Source organism: Shewanella sp. 1311 (assembly GCF_059338235.1).
In genome coordinates this window covers 4404896-4424367 of the sequence record NZ_CM181686.1, presented here as the reverse complement: position 1 = coordinate 4424367, position 19472 = coordinate 4404896, and the positions used below count along the sequence as shown (strand labels likewise).

16 protein-coding genes and 3 pseudogenes are annotated in these 19472 nt (G+C 44.7%); 8 read left to right on the top strand and 11 right to left on the bottom strand.

The features are described from left to right. Nucleotide 1: 1 nt before the first annotated feature. From oleC to AC5YB3_RS19390, 4 genes are all read right to left on the bottom strand, one after another. The gene (gene oleC / locus AC5YB3_RS19405; RefSeq protein ID WP_494525976.1) at nucleotides 2-1903 is read right to left on the bottom strand and encodes an olefin beta-lactone synthetase; all 1902 of its coding nucleotides are present in this window, start codon (nucleotides 1901-1903) and stop codon (nucleotides 2-4) included. After that, complete coding sequence (locus AC5YB3_RS19400; protein ID WP_494525975.1) at nucleotides 1903-2811, bottom strand: alpha/beta fold hydrolase; 909 nt, start codon at nucleotides 2809-2811, stop codon at nucleotides 1903-1905. The genes oleC and AC5YB3_RS19400 overlap by 1 nt, the downstream gene beginning before the upstream one ends. A 170-nt stretch (nucleotides 2812-2981) precedes the next feature. Continuing rightward, nucleotides 2982-4031 carry a 3-oxoacyl-ACP synthase III gene (locus AC5YB3_RS19395; protein ID WP_006081078.1) on the bottom strand — a complete coding sequence of 350 codons (1050 nt, stop codon included), beginning with the start codon at nucleotides 4029-4031 and terminating at the stop codon, nucleotides 2982-2984. A gap of 253 nt (nucleotides 4032-4284) precedes the next feature. Beyond that, complete coding sequence (locus tag AC5YB3_RS19390) at nucleotides 4285-5694, bottom strand: methyltransferase (protein WP_494525974.1); 1410 nt, start codon at nucleotides 5692-5694, stop codon at nucleotides 4285-4287. Between the two features lie 164 nt (nucleotides 5695-5858). Here AC5YB3_RS19390 and AC5YB3_RS19385 point away from each other — a divergent pair, with 164 nt between their 5' ends. Then, a complete protein-coding gene (locus AC5YB3_RS19385) occupies nucleotides 5859-6092 on the top strand; it encodes a DUF1289 domain-containing protein (RefSeq protein WP_006085323.1) in 234 nt (77 codons plus the stop codon). A gap of 55 nt (nucleotides 6093-6147) precedes the next feature. On the opposite strand, the gene AC5YB3_RS19380 is transcribed toward AC5YB3_RS19385, so the two are convergent. From AC5YB3_RS19380 to AC5YB3_RS19370, 3 genes are all read right to left on the bottom strand, one after another. Further along, a complete protein-coding gene (locus AC5YB3_RS19380; RefSeq protein WP_006081075.1) occupies nucleotides 6148-6510 on the bottom strand; it encodes a YajD family HNH nuclease in 363 nt (120 codons plus the stop codon). Between the two features lie 156 nt (nucleotides 6511-6666). Beyond that, nucleotides 6667-8643 carry a BCCT family transporter gene (locus tag AC5YB3_RS19375; RefSeq protein WP_006085322.1) on the bottom strand — a complete coding sequence of 659 codons (1977 nt, stop codon included), beginning with the start codon at nucleotides 8641-8643 and terminating at the stop codon, nucleotides 6667-6669. A gap of 397 nt (nucleotides 8644-9040) precedes the next feature. Further along, the gene (locus AC5YB3_RS19370) at nucleotides 9041-9622 is read right to left on the bottom strand and encodes a DUF502 domain-containing protein (RefSeq protein WP_006081073.1); all 582 of its coding nucleotides are present in this window, start codon (nucleotides 9620-9622) and stop codon (nucleotides 9041-9043) included. Nucleotides 9623-9809: 187 nt separating this feature from the next. On the opposite strand from AC5YB3_RS19370, the gene AC5YB3_RS19365 reads away from it, so the two are divergent. The 5 genes and pseudogenes from AC5YB3_RS19365 to AC5YB3_RS19345 all read left to right on the top strand — a co-directional run. Next, nucleotides 9810-10205, top strand: coding sequence for a VOC family protein (locus tag AC5YB3_RS19365; protein WP_126492336.1), 396 nt, complete (start codon nucleotides 9810-9812; stop codon nucleotides 10203-10205). 683 nt (nucleotides 10206-10888) lie between these two features. Then, complete coding sequence (locus AC5YB3_RS19360; RefSeq protein WP_063883186.1) at nucleotides 10889-11314, top strand: GNAT family N-acetyltransferase; 426 nt, start codon at nucleotides 10889-10891, stop codon at nucleotides 11312-11314. 119 nt (nucleotides 11315-11433) lie between these two features. Next, a complete protein-coding gene (locus AC5YB3_RS19355; RefSeq protein ID WP_494525973.1) occupies nucleotides 11434-11808 on the top strand; it encodes a nuclear transport factor 2 family protein in 375 nt (124 codons plus the stop codon). A gap of 159 nt (nucleotides 11809-11967) precedes the next feature. Then, nucleotides 11968-12399 carry a GNAT family N-acetyltransferase gene (locus AC5YB3_RS19350; RefSeq protein ID WP_494525972.1) on the top strand — a complete coding sequence of 144 codons (432 nt, stop codon included), beginning with the start codon at nucleotides 11968-11970 and terminating at the stop codon, nucleotides 12397-12399. A gap of 81 nt (nucleotides 12400-12480) precedes the next feature. Beyond that, nucleotides 12481-12741 (top strand): annotated as a pseudogene (locus AC5YB3_RS19345) (transposase); the annotation flags it as partial. Between the two features lie 7 nt (nucleotides 12742-12748). Here the strand turns inward: AC5YB3_RS19345 and AC5YB3_RS19340 are convergent. Beyond that, a protein-coding gene (locus AC5YB3_RS19340) for an IS3-like element ISSba5 family transposase (protein WP_086010626.1) occupies nucleotides 12749-13926 on the bottom strand; the annotation gives its coding sequence in 2 pieces (ribosomal slippage) (nucleotides 12749-13668 and nucleotides 13668-13926; 1179 coding nt in all). Between the two features lie 75 nt (nucleotides 13927-14001). On the opposite strand from AC5YB3_RS19340, the pseudogene AC5YB3_RS19335 reads away from it, so the two are divergent. Continuing rightward, nucleotides 14002-14721, top strand: a pseudogene (locus tag AC5YB3_RS19335) (transposase); the annotation flags it as partial. A 419-nt stretch (nucleotides 14722-15140) separates the two neighbouring features. On the opposite strand, the gene AC5YB3_RS19330 reads toward AC5YB3_RS19335, so the two are convergent. Then, nucleotides 15141-16013: a hypothetical protein gene (locus tag AC5YB3_RS19330; RefSeq protein WP_494525971.1), complete on the bottom strand. Its 873-nt coding sequence runs from the start codon at nucleotides 16011-16013 to the stop codon at nucleotides 15141-15143. 496 nt (nucleotides 16014-16509) lie between these two features. Beyond that, nucleotides 16510-16744: pseudogene (locus AC5YB3_RS19325) on the bottom strand (transposase); the annotation flags it as partial. Nucleotides 16745-16809: 65 nt separating this feature from the next. Here AC5YB3_RS19325 and AC5YB3_RS19320 point away from each other — a divergent pair. Continuing rightward, on the top strand, nucleotides 16810-17670 hold the full coding sequence (locus AC5YB3_RS19320; RefSeq protein WP_494525970.1) for a restriction endonuclease: 861 nt from the start codon (nucleotides 16810-16812) through the stop codon (nucleotides 17668-17670). A gap of 460 nt (nucleotides 17671-18130) precedes the next feature. Here the strand turns inward: AC5YB3_RS19320 and AC5YB3_RS19315 are convergent, their stop codons facing one another. Next, nucleotides 18131-19213, bottom strand: a complete 1083-nt coding sequence (locus AC5YB3_RS19315; RefSeq protein WP_494525969.1) for a DUF3137 domain-containing protein — start codon at nucleotides 19211-19213, stop codon at nucleotides 18131-18133. Nucleotides 19214-19472 lie beyond the last annotated feature (259 nt).

The window sequence follows — 19472 nt, the reverse complement described above, 5'->3', positions numbered from 1 at the left end:
ATCAACCTTTCGTTTGTGATTGTGCCCAAACAGCTAATTTTTCTCTAAAAATCTTGGCATTATGCCGCACATCCACAGGGAAATCAGGATGGATAAGAAAACGTCTTATGCCCTGCGTCTGGGCAAATTGCTCAGCGATGGTAATCAAATCTTGATACAGCTGTTGGCTCTTATTGCACACCAATGATTGGTCGAGTTCGATACAGATCAAGGGCTCTATCTCGTTCGCCACTTTCACTCCAACTAAGGCAGAGCGCTTCACATTTGGATGGGTATTAAAAATGCGCTCGCAGGGAATAGAATAATAACGCTTTACCAATTGGCCTTTACGGGTGGCATCGACTCTGTGGGCCTTGCGACCGCACATCCACAGCTGGCCTTGATCATCGAGATACCCGAGATCGCCCATGCGATGCCTAGCGCTATTGGTGGCGGAGTCCCACATCTTGGCCGCCGCAGTCGCGCTATTGCCTTGGCTATCGTGCTGACTATCGTTTTGCCTATCATGTTGACTATTATTTAGATAATAGGACTGACTCACCATAGGCCCTTGCACCACGATTTCGCCGATTTCACCGTTATTCAGCACTAAGGCCTCATCCCACTCGGGGATAACGGCTTCGCTGATGCCGATGATGCGAATCGTCACGCCATCGATAGCGCCGCCGACACAAATTCCGCCGCCGTTATCTGTGATATCTGTGGTGGCAAATAACGCATCGCTGGCAATCATACTAATAGGCAAAGATTCGGTTGCACCGTAGGAATTTAAAATCGGCACGCCTTGGCTCAGCATCTTGCTAAATCGGGCGATGGAAGCAATGGTGGCTGGCGCACCCGCAGAAATGACCCGCTGCACGCTGGGCAGTTTATGCTGTTTTTGTTCACCTGCGCGGCCTAAACGTTCAAGCAAGGCGGGATTAACAAAGATGTTGCTGCATTGATATTTTTCAATCGCGGCAAACAGGAATTCGGGATTGGCAGTGATGGGTTTGCTGGCATCCATTTCTGGAACGATCGACGCCATACCAAGCGCGGGGCCAAAGAGTGAAAACAGCGGAAACGTCGCTAAATCGCGCTCTCCATGGCAAATGCCATAATCGTTTTTTAACGCTTGAATTTGCGCCTCAAACATCCCATGGCTATACACTACGCCCTTAGGCGTGCCGGTACTGCCACTGGTGAATAAAATGGCCGCCATCTCATCAGATTTGAGCATCACCATGGGATATTCAGCATGTTGCGCTGATGCATGTTGCGTCGAGGCGTTTAGTGAAGATGAGTGTCGTGAAGAGCTGTTTTGCAGCAGAGTCGATAAACTGATGGCGCCAGTAGCGATGCGGATTAATCGTGCAGCTAAGCCAGTTTTACCGCCATCAACATTGAGCAATGACTTAATGCTGCCCTTACCCCAACCAAATAAACGTCTGGCGATATGGGCTTTGGGAATGCCGATAAAAGCATCGGGCGCGGCTTCAGCAAAACATTGCTTAAGATTGTTAATACCCATGCCGGGATCAACTAAGATAGGAATAATCCCCGCTTTAAACAGCGCAAAGGTGAGTGCAAAAAACTCCAGACTCGGCGTGACCATAAGCACAGCTTTCATGCCACGCTCAATGCCATGGGCGTTCAGCGCAAAGGCTATCGCATCGCTTTGTCTGTCTAGATTGAGAAAGTCCAACTCGCTGTAACGCAAATTCGCCACAGAAGCGCCCTGAGCACTTTGTACTGCTACTGCAAGATGGTGGGGAATGGCATGGGCGGCTTGCTTGAGATGACGACAAATATTGGCGTCACTGGCCATTGCTGACGCAGAAGTGCCCGTTAAAAGTGACGTATCCAACGGCGTCACTACAGCAGCCAACAAAGGAGTCACTTCAGTCTCAAGCAAGGTCGACATTAACCTGCGGCCTGTTCGGACGGCGCCGCTGCTTGGTCGTCGGCCATAAAGCCCTTGATATGAGCAATCACTTCATCGCTGGCATCTTCCAGAATGTAGTGACCACAATCGGCAAATTCATGCACGGTCGCATGGGGCATGTGCTGACGCCATTTTGCTAAAAAGTGCTTATCGAATACAAAGTCCTTCAGGCCCCAGCAAATCAAAGTCGGCACTTTGGCAAACTGCGGTAAACTCGCAGCGATATCAGAGACTAACTGATAGTTTCTATCGCCTTCACGCAGCGGAATATCCTGCACAAAACGCAGCGTCGAAATGCGATTGGCCCAAGAGTTAAACGGCGCGACATACGCCTCACGAATGTATTTGGACATAGGCTGGCGCTTCACGCCCACATATGAGGCGATAGACGAAAAGGCATTAAAACCACGCACCAGCACTGTGCCTAGCAGGGTATTACGACAGATCCACAGCGGCCAAGGAAACGGCTTAGTCTCGGGCAAATGGAAAGCGCCGGTGTTCAAAATCACTAGGCGTTTAATGCGCTCAGGATGACGCGCCGCATAACCCATACCTATCATGCCGCCCCAGTCGTGTACGACTAAGGTAATGTTTTCTTTCACATTCAGGCTATCGAGCAAAGCTTCGAGATCGTCGATACGGTTCTTAAGGGTATAGTCATAGCCGCTATCGTCGGGCTTATCCGACAGACCACAGCCGATATGATCTGGCACTATGCATTGATGCGTGTCTTTTAAGGCGCTCACGAGATTGCGGTAGTAAAACGACCAGCTAGGATTACCGTGAACCATCACCACAGGTTCGCCTTGGCCCTCGTTGATATAATGCAGCTTGTTGCCATTACGGCTAAGAAAATGACGTTTAAAAGGCAACAGAGTGTCTAACATGACGCTTCCTATCTTTTGTTCAATTTATGAGAGCGAATAATGGTTTATTTTTAGCAGGCTTAGCTTATCGACTGAACGACAGACTGAGCTATCAACTGAATCATGAACTGACTTCATTTACTAGAATGTATGCCAGCCATCAAGCGAAAACGTGAAAGGTGCACCGCACCCTACCACTTAATGCCTAACATCATGCAATTCAATCCACTGCCTATGCCTAAAAAGCTCACTTGATCGCCCACTTGTAAAAAGCCTTGATCGTGCGCCATGGCGGCGGTCACAGGTAACGACACTGTGCCCATATTGCCCAGCAGTTGATACGTAGGAAATTCTTTCTCGGGGGGAATATTTAACGCGCTAAGCACTTGCTTACGGTTTGAGGCGCCCACTTGATGGCAAATCACTTTGTCCACTTGCTCAACCAGCCAATTACGCTGCTCAAGGAAATGCTCCCAAGTATGCTTAGCTAGCTCAACGCCTTCTTTGAGAAGCGTCACCGCATCGGTACGCATAAACTCGCGATACAGATTGTGCCCCACTTCCTGCAGACCCCATTGACACAACTGGTGGTGCTCAGGCGCCGATAAGTGCGATGCACCCAGCAATTGATGCTGACGCACATTTGTCAGCGGCAAACTGCCGTCGGTAAGAATAACTGCCACTGCGCCAGAGCCACCGGTTAAGGTCGCCAGCGACTGGGCAAAATTCTGCATAGTAGGATCGGCCAGCATGTTATCGATAGTGACATCGACAATATCCCGCGCCGATTCACAGGACACCACCATACCCGCCTTGATTTGACCCAACTCAATACGGTTAGCGATATCTAAAATACCCGATAACACCCCAAGACAAGCGTTGCTGATATCGTAAATGGCGGTGTCTTTTGACACGCCCAATTCGGCAGCAACACGACACGCGGTCGCGGGTTCATGTTGATCGCGGCACACGCCGGTATAGACAACAGCACCTAAATCGGCGACATCAATCCCAGTTTCAACCATGGCTTTACGGGCAGCTTTAATCGCACCGTCGGACAATTGATGTCCTTTTGGCCACCAGCGGCGTTCAGTAATCCCAGTCAATGCGGCAAGCTGTCCCATTGGAATACGGAACTTTTGATACAAAGGAGCAAGACGAGACTCTAGCTCACTACTGGAAACCACAACAGGCGCCAGTTCATAGGCCAGGCTATTAATAAATACGCGGGAATATTTCATGAAACTGTTTTATTCGCTCACTAGAATGACTGACCAACAGGTCAGCTTTCAGTTGTTATTCGTCATTAATGCGACATTTGAACAAGAAAAGCCCGATGATTCAATAAAAAACCATCTTCAGTGTAAGACTTGTCTCACAGCGCAGGTTCCAAACACGACGGCCCTGAATTCACTATCACTAAACTTAAATGCGCTAATATAGAAATACTTCATAAAAAACATCACAGTACAGCATATTTTCAGACACTCAAAATTATACTGACATTTTTTGCGCTAAAATCAGCGAATTTCTTGGTGTGACGCTGTTTGCACAAAATTCACCCACGCAAACACCATATCCTTGTTCCTGCAAAAAACAAGCGCGATCTAAGATTAACCATTGCTCGAGTACAGTGCGGAATAAATGCGCCACTAAATCGATACGGCGAGTTAATTGTTGTCTTTGTCGCCCTATCTCAAGCCAAGCCTCAAAATCCTTGTTTTTGGCTAAATTAACCGCCTTAGTCTCGGCCGCCCACAGGCAAAAATCAGTAAAACTGCCGCTCAACTGACTCTGCTTTAACGAGGGCAAAGGTAAATATTCGTCGATTTGCCGACATTGACGTTGCAGTGCATCAAAGCCTAAGCGCCACGTGATTTCTTGATGGCGCAGCGTCTGTTGTTTGGGATTGGCGATCACGCTCTGCTGCAGCGGTAACTGTAAATCATGGCGACTGAGTTTTAGGCTGCTCTGCTGAGCAAGATTGGATAACGGCTGATAATGGCTCGCTTGAATTAAATGATAACAACAGGGAGAAATCGCCAGCGCCTGCGTGCCCGCCTCGGCCGCCAGCGTTAACAGCCGAACATGCAAATCACCGCAGGCATGCAAAGCAACCGCTTGCTGCCGTGCGGTTAAGGGATTCGTTGTTAACGGATTGGCTTTTGCGGCGTGTTCAGCTGGTGCTTCAACTGTCGTTATGGATGTGGATGTGTTTGTCGCAGCATGCTCTGCGCCAATGGCAAAGGCATCGGCGCAAATAAAGGTTTGTGACAACTGCCACTTATCGGCAAAGGCCTGTCCTGCTTCACATAATGGCGCTTGCCATTCTAAGCTCACCACTTCGGCGCCGCGGGCTTTAGCAATCAAGCGGCCCAAATGCCCTTTACCCGCACACCATTCCAGCACAGGTAAATTAAGCTGGGGTAAATGCTGCACAAAGGCGGTAATTTGCTGCCATTTACGGCCTTTGATGTGCGCACTGAAATGCGCTTCATCGTCAAAGGACAAGCCGCCTTGCTGCGCTGCGGTGCTATCCGCAAGCGACGGTTCAGCCACGCCAGCCTTATCATTAACTGTCTTATCATTAAAAACCGTGCGTTCGGCAATGGATGCGGTGAGCAATGACAAGTCCCAATCTTGGCCTAATGCCCTAAGATCTTGGTTTAATGCTGGTGACAATGCCTTGACCAGCAAAGATTGCTCGGCGTCGAGTCCATCAAGCTCATCGTCAGCCAGCGCCCACACAGCTTCGGCCAACTGAGGAAAATCCTGTGCCCAAGGTAAAGCGTTCACTTCAAATGCACGCACTTGCCACAGGGCTGCACTCTGTTCAAGCAACTGATTAAGTTCGCTAAATCGCTGTGAGTAAGTGAGTTGTTGCTGCAGATTATCTTGGTTCACGTCATGCCCAGTGTAAAAAATACTTGTCTCACCTTAGGCCAAGGGAATGCGCCCTAAAGATGACTTTATGCGAAAAAATGTTAGTATCGCGGCCTTTAAACACTCAACCATATCGTTAACTGAGAAGACTCGGTTAACTAACCATAAGGCTCCAAAGGACACCTATGCTTTCACCTTGCGTCGCACGCTGCGGTTTAAATGACGAAGACTACTGCATGGGCTGCTTTCGACATATCGATGAAATCGTCAGTTGGCGCACGAGTAGCGAAGCGCAACAGGCGGCTATTTGTCAGCAACTCCCCGCCCGTAAAGCTTTATTTGAAGGCAGTGAAAATCAGCATATTTTAAGCCGTGATAAATGGTTAGCTGCCGAGGCGCGTTTAACCGACAAGGACTAAACCCGTCCGCTAACGCTACCCTCTGCACAATCTCATCCAGCTAAAGCCAGCAAGACTATTTTTTCAGCATTGATTTCAAGTCGGCAAAGGGATTGTAGGTCGCCGCCGCTTGCTTGGTTTCTGTGGTGCTGCCGTAACGGATCAATTCCTCGAAACGAGAATGTTCGTTATCGTGGCAATACAGGCACAATAATTCCCAGTTTGAACCGTCTGACGGGTTGTTATCGTGGTTATGATCGCGATGATGCACTGTCAGTTCACTTAAGTTTTTCGGGGTAAACTCGCGGGTACAGCGGCCACACACCCAAGGATAAAGTTTTAACGCCTGCTCACGGTAACCGCCCTCACGCTTAGCTTTGTACTCCCGCGCATCGGCTAATACTTTGTCTAACTTACTCTGGCCTGGCACTGACGACATAGTGTAATCCCTAAAACAAACCCTAAAAAAATTGCCCCAAGGATAATCCGAGTTATCACTTGGGGCAATATATCCCGCACTTTGCGGGCTAATGGTGCGCGATTTGTAGACGTAAATGGCTAAGCCGACCTAGGTTACTGGCTTAGCTTACGTTACTTAGCTTATATGGGCATGATCGGCATTCGACAGATGCAAGTAGTGTAAGTATTTTTCATACTGAGTCACCACATCCGCGAGGATTTGCTCTTCGGTATACCCCATCACATCGTAATGCTGACCACCTTGTTCTAAATACACTTCGGCGCGGTAATACAAGGTATTGCCCTGCTCGATTTCAGTCCCTATAGGGTTAGTGATTTCGAAACAACGGGTGCGTACTCCGTAAACAAAGGGCAAGTTCACCTCATTGCTGATCACCAAACGTACGCGGCCATCTAAGTATTCGAGATCCGCCACTATACCTTTGGTCATAAAGTGTTGGCACACCTTAGATAAAGCAGGCGTCGCGACATTATTCAAGAACACTTGCGCTTCTTCATGGGTGGGATGCGACACGAGCACCCCAATGCGTTCTTCCCAGCTCATATTCGTTTTGGCGTATTGCACACTGGTATTGTGTAATTGCACGCTGTTGATCTTAAGCCAGTCATTCTTCAGGGCTTTAAATAATCCCAGACACATGAATAACATCACCACGAGGAACGGCATGGCGCTGGCGATCGCCGCCGTTTGCAGCGCCTGTAAACCACCGGCTAACAACAATACCGAGGCCACAACCCCTTGCAACAGTGCCCAGAAGATCCTCTGCCATACGGGCGCATTGTTATCGCCTCCCGAGGTCAGATTATCAATCACTAAGGATCCCGAATCCGACGAGGTCACAAAGAAGGTCACGACTAAACAAATCGCAATCCCTGAGAGTAAGGTCGGGAACGGCATGTGCTCGAAAAACACAAATAAGGCCACTGACACATCGGTATTCACCGCTTCAGCAAGGTAGGTCGCGCCTTGATTCATAATCGAATCAATCGCCGAATTACCAAACACTGTCATCCACAGGAAGGTCAGCGCCGATGGCACAAATAACACACCAATCAAAAACTCACGGATGGTACGACCACGACTCACACGCGCAATAAAGGTACCGACAAAAGGTGACCAAGAAATCCACCAGCCCCAATAGAGCAAGGTCCAGCCGCCGAGCCAATCTTCCTTATGTTGATAGGCGTACAAGTTAAAGGTTTTACCAACCAAATCACTTAAGTAACTGCCGGTGTTTTGCACAAAGGCCTGCAATAGCATGACTGTAGGGCCCAAGATCAAGACGATAAGCAACAAGATAATCGCGAGGCCAAGATTGAGTTCGCTTAAGCGTTTGACGCCTTTGTCGAGGCCAGAAAACACCGACAGCGTCGCGAGCAAGGTAATGCCGATGATCAAGCACACTTGCACTACAGCATTATTAGGTAAACCTTCAAATAGATAACTCAGACCCGAGTTAACCTGCAACACCCCAAAGCCCAGTGATGTCGCCACCCCAAACATAGTGCCGAGCACGGCAAAGGTATCGACAATATGGCCAATAGGACCATAAATACGTTCACCAATTAAGGGATAAAGGGCACTTCGTGGCAGTAGCGGTAACTTATGACGATAGGAAAAGTAGGCCAGACTCAATGCCACGACGGCATAAATCGCCCAAGCATGTAGTCCCCAATGGAAGAAAGTAATCTTCATCGCCTCTTTTGCGGCGGCGAGACTCTCAGGTGTAGCATCTGGCGGCGCCAGATAGTGCATTACAGGTTCGGCGACCCCAAAAAACATCAGACCAATACCCATACCTGCCGAAAACAACATGGCAATCCAGCTTTTATAGCTGTAATCCGGCACAGAATGATCTGGCCCGAGTTTGATATCGCCGAAGCGACTGACCATGACGAAGATGATAAAAATCAGGAAAAACGCCACGCTCAGAATGTAAAGCCAACCGGCTTTCACTTCTATCCATGACTGTATTGATCTAAAAACGGTGTTAGCCTCTGTGGGCCATACTGCACAAATCATCACCATCAAGATGATGAAAAAGACCGACGAATAAAATACCGGCGGATTAATACTCGACTTGATCGACATTGACTCTCCCTATTTCTAGCGGGTTCACTCTCCAAATATCTCAGCGCACCAACGGAGAGATAGAACAAAACTTATACTCAAAATATGTTTAATGCTGCGGGGCTCATCTATGACCAGTATGGGCTCAATCCCACAGTTCAATGCAACGACTCGCTATGGCTAAACGTGACAGGATCTGAAAAACGGGATTAACAACACACGACTTTGACAGCCGATGATTGATGGATAAATAGCGTGAACACCACTAAGGCAGTCAAAGCATGCCTTTAGCATAAAACAAATTTATAATTAGAATATTCAGCACAAAAAATGGCGACCATATTGGTCGCCAAAAAATTATACCACAAAAATCATCAAATTTAATTTTAAACGCTAAAACGCTTGAACCAACATCCGATTACTTAGTCGGTGTCTGCGAAATGCCAGCGGTTAAATTAAAGCGCATCGCCTCTTCAAACGACCAGTCGACCATGATTAAATCGTCCCGTTTGATCAAGCTAGTCACGCCCGCCATTTGGTAACTCAATTGGAACAACACAGGCACCCAATCGCCCTCAGGCAACGCATCTAACAATGGCTGCGGCGGCGTATCTGTCATGATAAATCCCACCACAAAACTGCCATTCGCCTGCTTCACTAACACTGTCTTTTGGCTTGTCGGCTTGCCATCACGATTCATCAAAGAGGCGATATCACGGATACTGCCATAAACCGATTTAAACAATGGGAAACGCATCAACTGGCGCTCAAGCCAGCCATAAAGCCACACAATCGGACTGACTGAAAACAACAGACCCACCGCAAAAACTAATGCCACCACCAGCATAAAACCGGCGCCGACAAAGTGTTGGTTAATCCCTACCAACTCTAAAATCACAATTCCTAAACCATCTAACGATACAAACAACGACCAAAACAGCCACAAACTCAAGGCCATAGGTAATAGATTCATTAAGCCGCGGGCTAAGGTTTTCTTCATCACACTCTCATTCGGTCATAGGGATATAGTAGGCACAAAATATTTACGCAAAAAAACGCCACAAATGCTACCACAGAGTCACTTTTGCACCAGCACATGATGTAAGGTATCTGACTCTTATTCGTCTCAAGCATAGAGATAGCGTTCAAAATCAGAGCCCACTCTGAGCCATTCTAAGGAAAGTAAAATGCGCGTAACCCGCTTAGATCATTTGGTCTTAACCGTAAAAGACATCGCCGTCAGCGTCGAATTTTATCAAGCCGTGCTCGGGATGAAAAAAGTGGTATTTGGCAATCAGCGTATTGCGTTAAGTTTTGGCGATCAAAAGATTAATCTGCACCAAGCGGGCGCCGAATTTGAACCTAAAGCCGCGACAGCCACGCCCGGCAGTGCCGATCTGTGTTTTGTAGTCAGCCATAAAATAGAAGAAGTGATCGCGCATTTAAACGCACTTCAGATTGAAATCATTGAAGGACCAGTGCTACGAACTGGCGCCACAGGCCGGATAAACTCTGTCTATATCCGCGACCCCGATTGCAACCTGCTTGAGTTATCAGAATATCTACCCGCCTGCACTGGGTAAGCGAAGTTAAAAACTTCATTTGAATTTTTTAATCAAAGTCAAAGTCGTGGGGCTTCACCCCACACCCGACCAAGGAGGACTGCTCGTCCTATCAAAAACGTCCATGTTAAATAGCCAGCTCGATATCCCTATCTCGCGCTCAAAGCGGCCGTGGGCCTTCGCCCTTGGATGCTCCAAGACGCCCCTACGGAGTTGAAAGCCCCTTGTGCTCATTGACAAATTTGCTATCGCTTCCGAAGTCCTCGCTTTACATCCCTGTAAAGCAACCCAGTTCAGCAATCCATACCTCTCGCTCATAAGCTTGAAAATCATTTATTTTCATTCGCCCCTGCACCTGCGAAAGCTAGTTCGGCATCCATACCGAGACTCACGCACTCTTTATTAAATCAAGAGCTCTATTCGCCCTGCGGCAACTCCGAGGGGAGGTGTATTCCTTGGAGTTTTGAGTCGTTAAATAGCGATTCATCAGCAAAATAAGCGCGAAAAATGAGAAAGCTAAAACGATATCAAGTGATTACCCATCAAACTGTATAAAAAACCGCTACCGCAAAAAAGCAAATTCCTATAGCATCATTTTTACCAATTGACTTGGATGTGGCAGCGGCCAAGTCCAACAAGCGAGTTATGCCCTGCAGACAGCGCAGCGCATAAATACTAAGACGTTAGTGCTCTAGAGGAAACCGATGAAATTTGAGTTTCAACAAGCCACAAAATCAGATCGAGATTATCTACTAGGTCTGCGCAAGTTAACTATGGTTGAGCATTTAGAAAAATCTGGTCAATTCTTGTCTGATAAAGAGCATGAAATTAGGCTTGATGATAAATATCATTGTTCGTATTTGGTGCATTATAAAAACGCATTAGTCGGTACTCTCAAATACGATTCAACTGAACTCGAAGTTGAGATAATGCAAATTCAAATACATCCTGACCATCAAAATAAAGGTTATGGGCGAGGCATTATTCAGCAAGTATTGAATGGTGCTCAGTCAAAGATCGTGTCACTCACAGTGTTAAAGGAGAATCCTGCATTGCAACTATATTTACGATTGGGTTTCAAAATTGTCAGTGAGGACATGTATGAGTATCATATGCAAATCAAGCACTAAAAAGTTACTCAAACCGGACTCCATAAACTGTGGCGCTTTTTGCATTTCTGCTTCGCAGGCATAAATCCCCCCAATTTACTCCACAGTTTAGTAAAGCGTTAGGGTTACTTGGAGATTTGGTGGCAAATTTAAAGGCGAAGCTCATCGAATTAGAAGAGCATTTATTTAAGGCTGAGACCAGAGCTTCATACGGCGAATTGGATGAACTAATTGCGGATGTGTTCACTGAAATTGGTGGTTCTGGAGTTCGATTTGGAAAAAAAGAAGCTCTGGAGCGTCTGCCATCAGAATTGCCTCCTAAGATCAGTGCGTCTGAATATGAATTGAGACATTTAGCGCCAAATTGTGCCCAGTTACTTTATAAAGCTGTAATGGTAAAAGGTGGTGAGACAACCGCTATTTACTCATTACGATGTTCAATATGGTCTTTGATAAATGGGAGATGGCAAATGATCTTCCATCAGGGCACCTTATGTAAAGCATTTGAGTCGTAACCCTAACAAGGCCATTAATTACGCTCCCTACAGTCGCGTGGCTTATGGCGGCGTTATAAAGCAGAATAAACTCCGGCACTAGTAAGTAGAAAGTAAAAAGCTTTTGAGGTGGTTTAGCTGTACTTAGTTAACTCAAAATCAATGAGATAGGAAGGATCTATGAATTTAAGAAAGTTTGTAGCTCAAGACTCAACGGAAGTCATTTCATGGTTCTCAACTGAAAAGGAATCCCTACTTTGGGGTGGTTGGATGTTCGGTTGGCCACTTTCGGAAACTGAAATGGTAAACCGTAGTCAGCTTCCTGAAGTTGAGTTTATGGTTTTATCTAGTGGTAATGACAAGCTTGGCTTTATTGAGCTTCAGCACATCAGTGAAACTGAAATACGCCTGTGTCGAATTGTCATTAATCCCGAATATCGTGGGCTTGGATATGGTAGGTCTTTAATCGCACTTTCTATCGCACTTTCTATCGCACTTTCTATCGCACTTTCTATCGCAGAAGTTAGGAAACGTGAACAGTTCAAAATTGCTACCTTAGCTGTATTTGCTGAAAACGTAGCAGCTTATAATTGCTACAAGTCATATTGGTAGTAAAAGTGGACACCCAGCCTTAATAGCGCAGTAGTTAACCTCCGACTATGCTTGGGTTAAGCATTAAACAAGGAGGTTTGTATGCCGCGCCCTCGCAGAACTCAGATAAGTGTTGAAGACACGCCCTATTACCATTGCTGTAGCCGCGTTGTTCGGCGTGCGTTTTTGTGTGGCGTTGATGCCTATTCTGGAAAAAACTATGACCATCGCCGTGGTTGGGTTGAGTCACTACTGTTTGAACTTGAAGCGGTTTTTGCTATTGATGTGGCAGCCTTTGCGGTAATGTCGAATCATCTGCATGTGGTGCTGCGGGTCGATATCGACAGTGCAAATTGTTGGACTGTAGTGGTCAAGTAAAATTGGCCACGGTTTTAGAGTCATTCCAATATAAACGTTCTGACTCATTTGGCGTTAACCCACCATTATATTGATGGGGTCTGGTCTCACTGTAATATCCAGTGATGTAATTTGTGATCTCTTTATCTGCTTCTGTAAAATTCCCATAACCACTGGCGGGTATCCACTCAGATTTCAAACTTCTAAAGAAACGCTCCATTGGTGCGTTATCCCAACAATTCCCGCGACGACTCATACTTTGCTCAATCTGAAGACGCCATATTAATTGTCTGAATTTCAAGCTCGTGTAATGTGAACCTTGATCGCTGTGATATATCACATTCTCAGGCTTACCCCTTAACTCAAATGCCATTTTCAAAGCTTTACAGGTCAGCTCACTATCTGGTGATAATGACAAAGCCCATCCAACAGGTTTGCGGGAAAATAAGTCTAAAACAACGGCTAGATAGGCCCAGCGATTACCGACCCAAACATACGTCACGTCGCCACACCACACTTGATCTGGTTGAGTTACTGCAAACTGTCGATTAAGCGTATTGGGGATTGCAACATGCTCTTGTGTCGCTTTCCGATAAGAATGCTTAGGCTGCTGACAGCTTAATAACCCAAGCTTTTTCATTAGATTACGGGCTCGATAACGACTGAGACCAATCCCTTTGTTAGTCACTAATTGCGCTATCGTTCGCGCACCGGCAGAGCCATGACTAATGCGATGTGCGGCCTTCACTTCACTGCATAAAATAGTAAAGTCTGCATCAATATGTTCTTTTCTTTTTAGCCAATACTTATAGCTACTTCGATGCACTTTGAATGCATTACAAATTGTGAGAATAGAGTGGCTCTGCTTGAGTGCGCTGATTAGCGTAAATTGTTCATCGAGTCTGACATCAAGAGAGCGGTAGCCTTTTTTAGGATAAGATTGTGCTCCTCAAGACGAGCTATTTGCTTCTTCAGCTCACGGATTTCAATTTGTTCAGGGGTAATCGGAGATGCTTTTGGTGTGCCACCCTGGCGTTCTAGTTTTAACTGTCTCACCCATTTATCCATAGTGGACTTACCTACGTTCATCGCCTTTGCAGCTTCGATGATACTATGGTTTTTATCGAGGACTAATTGGGCTGCTTCAAGTTTGAATTCAGCACTAAATGTTTTTCTGGTTGTCGATCTCATGTGTTCACCTAAAGTCATCTACGAGGTAATAATATCACCTCTATTTAGGTGGCCAATATTAGTGTGCCACTACAGACTGACCGCGAAGTACTTGAGCAATGGCATAAGCTGTTTAAAGGCGATGAGTTAACGCAAAAATTTGCGCAAGGAGAGCTTGTTGAGGCGCATGAGGTCAACAGATTAAGGCATTCAATCGCCATTTATCGCAGTCGATTATGCGATATTTCATGGTTTATGCGCTGCCTTAATGAAACGATAGCAAGACAAGCAAATCAAGAAGATAACTGTACTGGTCGTTTTTGGGAAGGACGCTTTAAATCCCAAGCCTTACTTGATGAAGCTGCCGTTTTAGCCTGCATGGCTTACGTTGATTTAAATCCCATCAGAGCGCAACTGGCTGATACGCTAGAACAATCCGACCATACCAGTATTCAGCTGCGCATTCGGGCCGCATTAAAAGGTGAACAACCTAAAAATTTACTACCTTTTATCGGTAATGAGCGCGTGAACCAGCCCAATGGCATTGCGTTTTCCTTAACGGATTATCTCGAATTAGTGGATGATACAGGCCGAATCATCCGCAATGATAAACGTGGGACAATAAGTGCAAATAGCGCTAAGTTACTGACAAGATTAAATATCCCACATGACAATTGGCTCAAGATGTCCACTGAATTTGGCAAGCTATTTCATGGTCCGGTGGGTACGCTGCAAGAACTCACTGATTACTGTGAACATCTAGAAAAGCGACGACGGCACTTTGCGTCAAGCTGTCAGCACTTTCACAGCAACTAACTGTAATACTGCTTAACCAAACCAATCACTGCCCATTTGTTTTATTGGGTGGGTTAGCATGTCTTAAATACACCATTTTTTAATGAATTAGCTCATTTTTATGCATCAGCTCTTCAACTTTTGATGACTCTCATTTAAGCAATTTTAGCTCGTACAAGTTGTAGACAAACCAAAAGTGCATTATGTTGTTGATCTAAAATGGATGGCCAGATTTTATTCGCTTTAGCCAACACCGCCCCGCTGTATTTGCCACAAGTCCGCTTTTTATGACACAGAAGGCAATCGTGCACGCTAACTTGCACAATTGACTATCCCTCTTACGCGAGATACAGCTTGTTATATTAAAGTTGGATGGCACCATTAATTGCCAGGATGGCACCATTAATTGCCATTAATTTCTAGGATGGCACCATTAATTTCTAATCCAAGTCAGAACGTAATGTAACTCTAACTTCTTTACGTTTAATTGCATCACTTGCTGGTATGGTTGAACTTCTCAAGTGACTAAATGGCAAGTCTTTACCATTATAAAAAACACCATTCCCATGATAACCGGAAACAGAAATATCGGTATATCCACGATCCCAAACTTCCTCACTAATTAATTCAACTAAAGACATATTTTTTCCAAAAATAATATCACTAAGAAAACTAGTCTTTGAATTAGCTTCAATGATATCTTCAGGAGACATGCTCTTTGGTGAGGTCTTATCTGCAGATTTACAACTAGTAACCCTCAAATCTTTAATTTTATTTAAGATATTGTTTTCCTCCAGAGTGTCAACAATTTCTTTTACATTAAAAGTTTTATCTCCACTTTTTATAAAGTCAACTCCAGCACCACCATGGCCTAAAATATATAGTTTACTAAAATCACTTAAGTTTACATCTCGGAGGGAGGAGTTTATCTGTTTTTTTGCAGTTTGGTTCAGAGCATACGCAAGCTTTCCATCCTTATCTAGAGAACTGTAATTTTCACTTGATAACTCAGACTGAAAAATTTTCTTGTAGCATTCAATTGACTCATTGAAACTGTTCTTAGCGCTGTCATCTATAAATGCAGCTATGTAAGGATCTTTCCCATTCATTATTCTAGGAACTTGCTGACCTAAAATATGTAAAGAATCTTTACTTACGCCCTGATTTCCTATTATAAGCATTAATCCTAGAGATTCTTTTTTTGTATGACGAACTCTAGCTATATTAATTTTATTTACTAAATAATCATCAGCATTATTAGTTTTATTACTAAATATGTATTTATTTGATACGCAAGATGTAGTTATAGGCATTTTTATTCCCTTCCATTTCATTCAACGGCACTGCTAGGGTTGTAATGCTACCGACAACTCAAATGCAGTATAAGTATATGCATAGGCACATAGTGAGCATAAGCATATTTAGATTTAAATATGCCCTGCAATAAGACCTTTGACTACTGAGTAAACATTCCTTTTTATGACAAATTCAGGCAGAGAGAAGGGCTGTTCTGGTCTAATTTCCATCAGACACTTAATTTGGTTCTGTCGCAAAGTTGACGATAAGAGTTTCAGAGTCTGATAAATCAGGCGATCCATTGTAAAACAACAACATAATTCACTTTCGGTTTGGGTTAAAGTGACTGAAAGTCACTTAGCAGCGCAAAGGCTGACAAGGTATGGATCAAATGGATGATGATCGACTAAATCTGGCTATTTGACTGAAAAAACGTAATTTTTTGCAAGAGTCATCCAGACCATTGTCTGGTTGTCCATTTTGAAAGGTAAATCCGATAAAATAGGCTTGAGTTCAGCCCGTTTTGAGATGGTGGGAGCATTTAGCAAAGTGCCGTCGTCGCTTCTCTAAGTGTTCACAGTAATCGGTAAGTTCTTGCAACGTACTTACACAAACTCAGTGGTTAGCTTAAGCCAGTTGTCTTAGAGATATCTAACCTTGTGAGCAACTTAGTACTCGTTTCACTGATTGAACCGCGTTTGTCCACTAGAATAATTCGCCTAGTACCCTCAACCAACTCAAGATGATTGACCCAATTTCATTAATGATACAAAGTGTCCACTATTACTGGATCAAATCATTTAGGCAAAATGAATGAGTACTCTCAGTCTGATAGAAAAGGAGAAATTAGAGCGTGAACTAGGTATGTCGAGTGGCCACGTGCTTGATTTTTCAAACCGTACCTTCAATGACTTTTTCAGAGAAATTGTCGATGTTTCGATTTACGACTCTTACTATGACCAAGCATCAGGCTCAAAAGCGCATAGAACACGTTCATTTTGGCGACTAGCAACGGATGATCAAGTGTTGTTATTTTTGAATGGTCTGCTCGAAGGCTGGGAATTCTATTCAAATGAACCTATTCCAGATTCTGCGGAAAAACTTCTAAAGCAAATAATCCGAAGGTTGAAAGGACATAACGAACCTGCTACTCAGCCAAAAAATGAAGAGCCGCGAGTTCAAATAGATGAAAATCTAACCCAGCGCATCTTCTCTCAACTTATTGAATTGGCAAATTTAACTCCACAGAATCGCGGATTTGCCTTTGAGCGGTTCCTAAAAGACCTATTTGATGCTTACAGTCTTTCTGCAAGGTCTTCGTTTCGCCTCGTCGGCGAACAGATAGATGGTAGCTTTGTACTAAATAATGAAACTTACTTATTGGAAGCAAAGTGGCAAAATGCTCCTACAGGAGCCGCAGATCTACATACCTTTGAAGGTAAGTTAAGCCAGAAAGCTTTCTGGTCCCGAGGTTTATTCTTGAGTAACAGTGGTTTCTCCTGTGAAGGCCTACAAGCTTTCGGTAAAGGAAAACGGATCGTTTGTATGGACGGTTTTGATTTGTCAGAAATGCTCAGACTAAAGCTCTCCGTGGTAGATGTTTTGGAAGCAAAAATTCGGCGAGCGGCTGAAACAGGGAACCCGTTTATATCTGTCCGTGAGCTATTTATCTAAAAATGAGCAAGCCTAACAATTACAGTTCATTCTGTTCTTGATAGCCCTCAACTTGACGCTCTTTTCTCCTCTTAGCAGCCAAAAGAGAAGGTCATCGTTGAAAAGGCATTAATCTCAATTCACAATCATTTTTGTAGCCCAATACAAATTTGAGCTGTAAATCATTTCTATTTTTAAATGTGCTGTGTATTTTTTTTAGCCTTAATAAAACCACTTTTATAAAAAACATATTCCTAAATTTATAGATGTTTGGTTATAAAGAACAAACTATCAGGTTTATGAAGGGCTTATAGTCATTAAGCACTGTCATGGAAGTGACCGTTAGCGGCATGGATGCCGCTGTCGAGCCTATAGGGATATATTCACGGCGAGTCACTGGAATGATAGTGCTTAATAGCGACATACACACTAACCTCACTATTTTCGAGATTTTTAGAACGCACAATGAATACAGCTCTAGTTAACCCGCTAGCGTCTTAATCCTCTCAAGTGTCTGCTGTGTCGCCAGATTTTGTGCGGCTAGATAATCCAATTTTAGCTGTTTGATGATGCCAGTAATCAAGACTAACTCCTGCTGTAGCTGCGGGATTTTCGACATATCATGGGTGGGTAAATTGATATCGACAGTATCAAATAAATTGCCAAAATAGCTCGCCATGATCAGCACTTTATTGGCCTTAAATTCGATACTCAGCCCCGACCCGCACGCCGTTTTACGAAATAACTGTTCGAGTTCAACGAGGCGTTCCATCACGGCAGGAGACAACAGATATCGCGCATAATGTTGGTCATGGGAATACACTTCAAACATCGCTTCAAAGGTCACGCTTTCGAGTTTCACTCTGGGTTTCTTTATGCCTGCCATGGTGTTACCAAGGGAGCCATAGTCTTGGCTGACGACGGTATGGGATTCAAAGCTAAAGGGCATCGTCATGATCACGACCCCACCTTTAAATTGGATCTTGTCTGACTTGCTGCCGCGGGATTTTAAGGTTAATTCGCAAAATTCGAAGCTGATATCCTCTACCTTGCCGCGAATATGATCCTCTGATTGTTGCTTGCTAAAACGGGGCATAAGTTCGAAATCGGCCACTGAATCAAGGTTGACACAGGAGTCGGGGCTATAACGGTAGTCCCCTAGTTTTTTAAGTAAAACAGGCAAGATTTTATATTTGTAATGGCGCTTATATTGCATTTCAGGCAGATGAACCCACACCAAAATGCCGGCGAGGACGATCAGGCTCAAAATGGTTGGATCATGGTTAGAGGCTAACGAGATTAAATCAAAGGCCAGTGCGGGCAGGCACACTAGCCAACCTAAACGCTTCGCCCATTTTTTACGGGAGAGTTTAGTTTCAAGCTTTTCAATACGATAGGCTTCTAGCGGCGCTAATAGCTGCAATAGCTCGGCTTTAGCGTCCTCGGACAGTGGCGGTAATTCAGCGCGGGGGAAATCAGCGGGTAAATTCGCTTCAGAAATATGATTTCGAATACTTTTAAGGGCTTCGAAACCTTGCTTTAAAGAATACAATAATGGGCTCATCAACTTATCCATGTTATCGCCGACACAGCGCCCATTCCGTTGCGCTGCTAACCCCAAACCATAGCGGTAATAAATAGGGTGGCGGTAAAATCCTGAGGTTAACATGCTGTGATATCAATCTCACAGCTAAACACAAAATAGGCTTCGACTTCTTTCACTATCTAGATCTGCCGCCCTTTTCTACCATCTAAACTTGTTGCAAGCATCAGATTAAACAAAGGTTAATTTATTGTAAACACAAAAATGACCTTCTTTATTC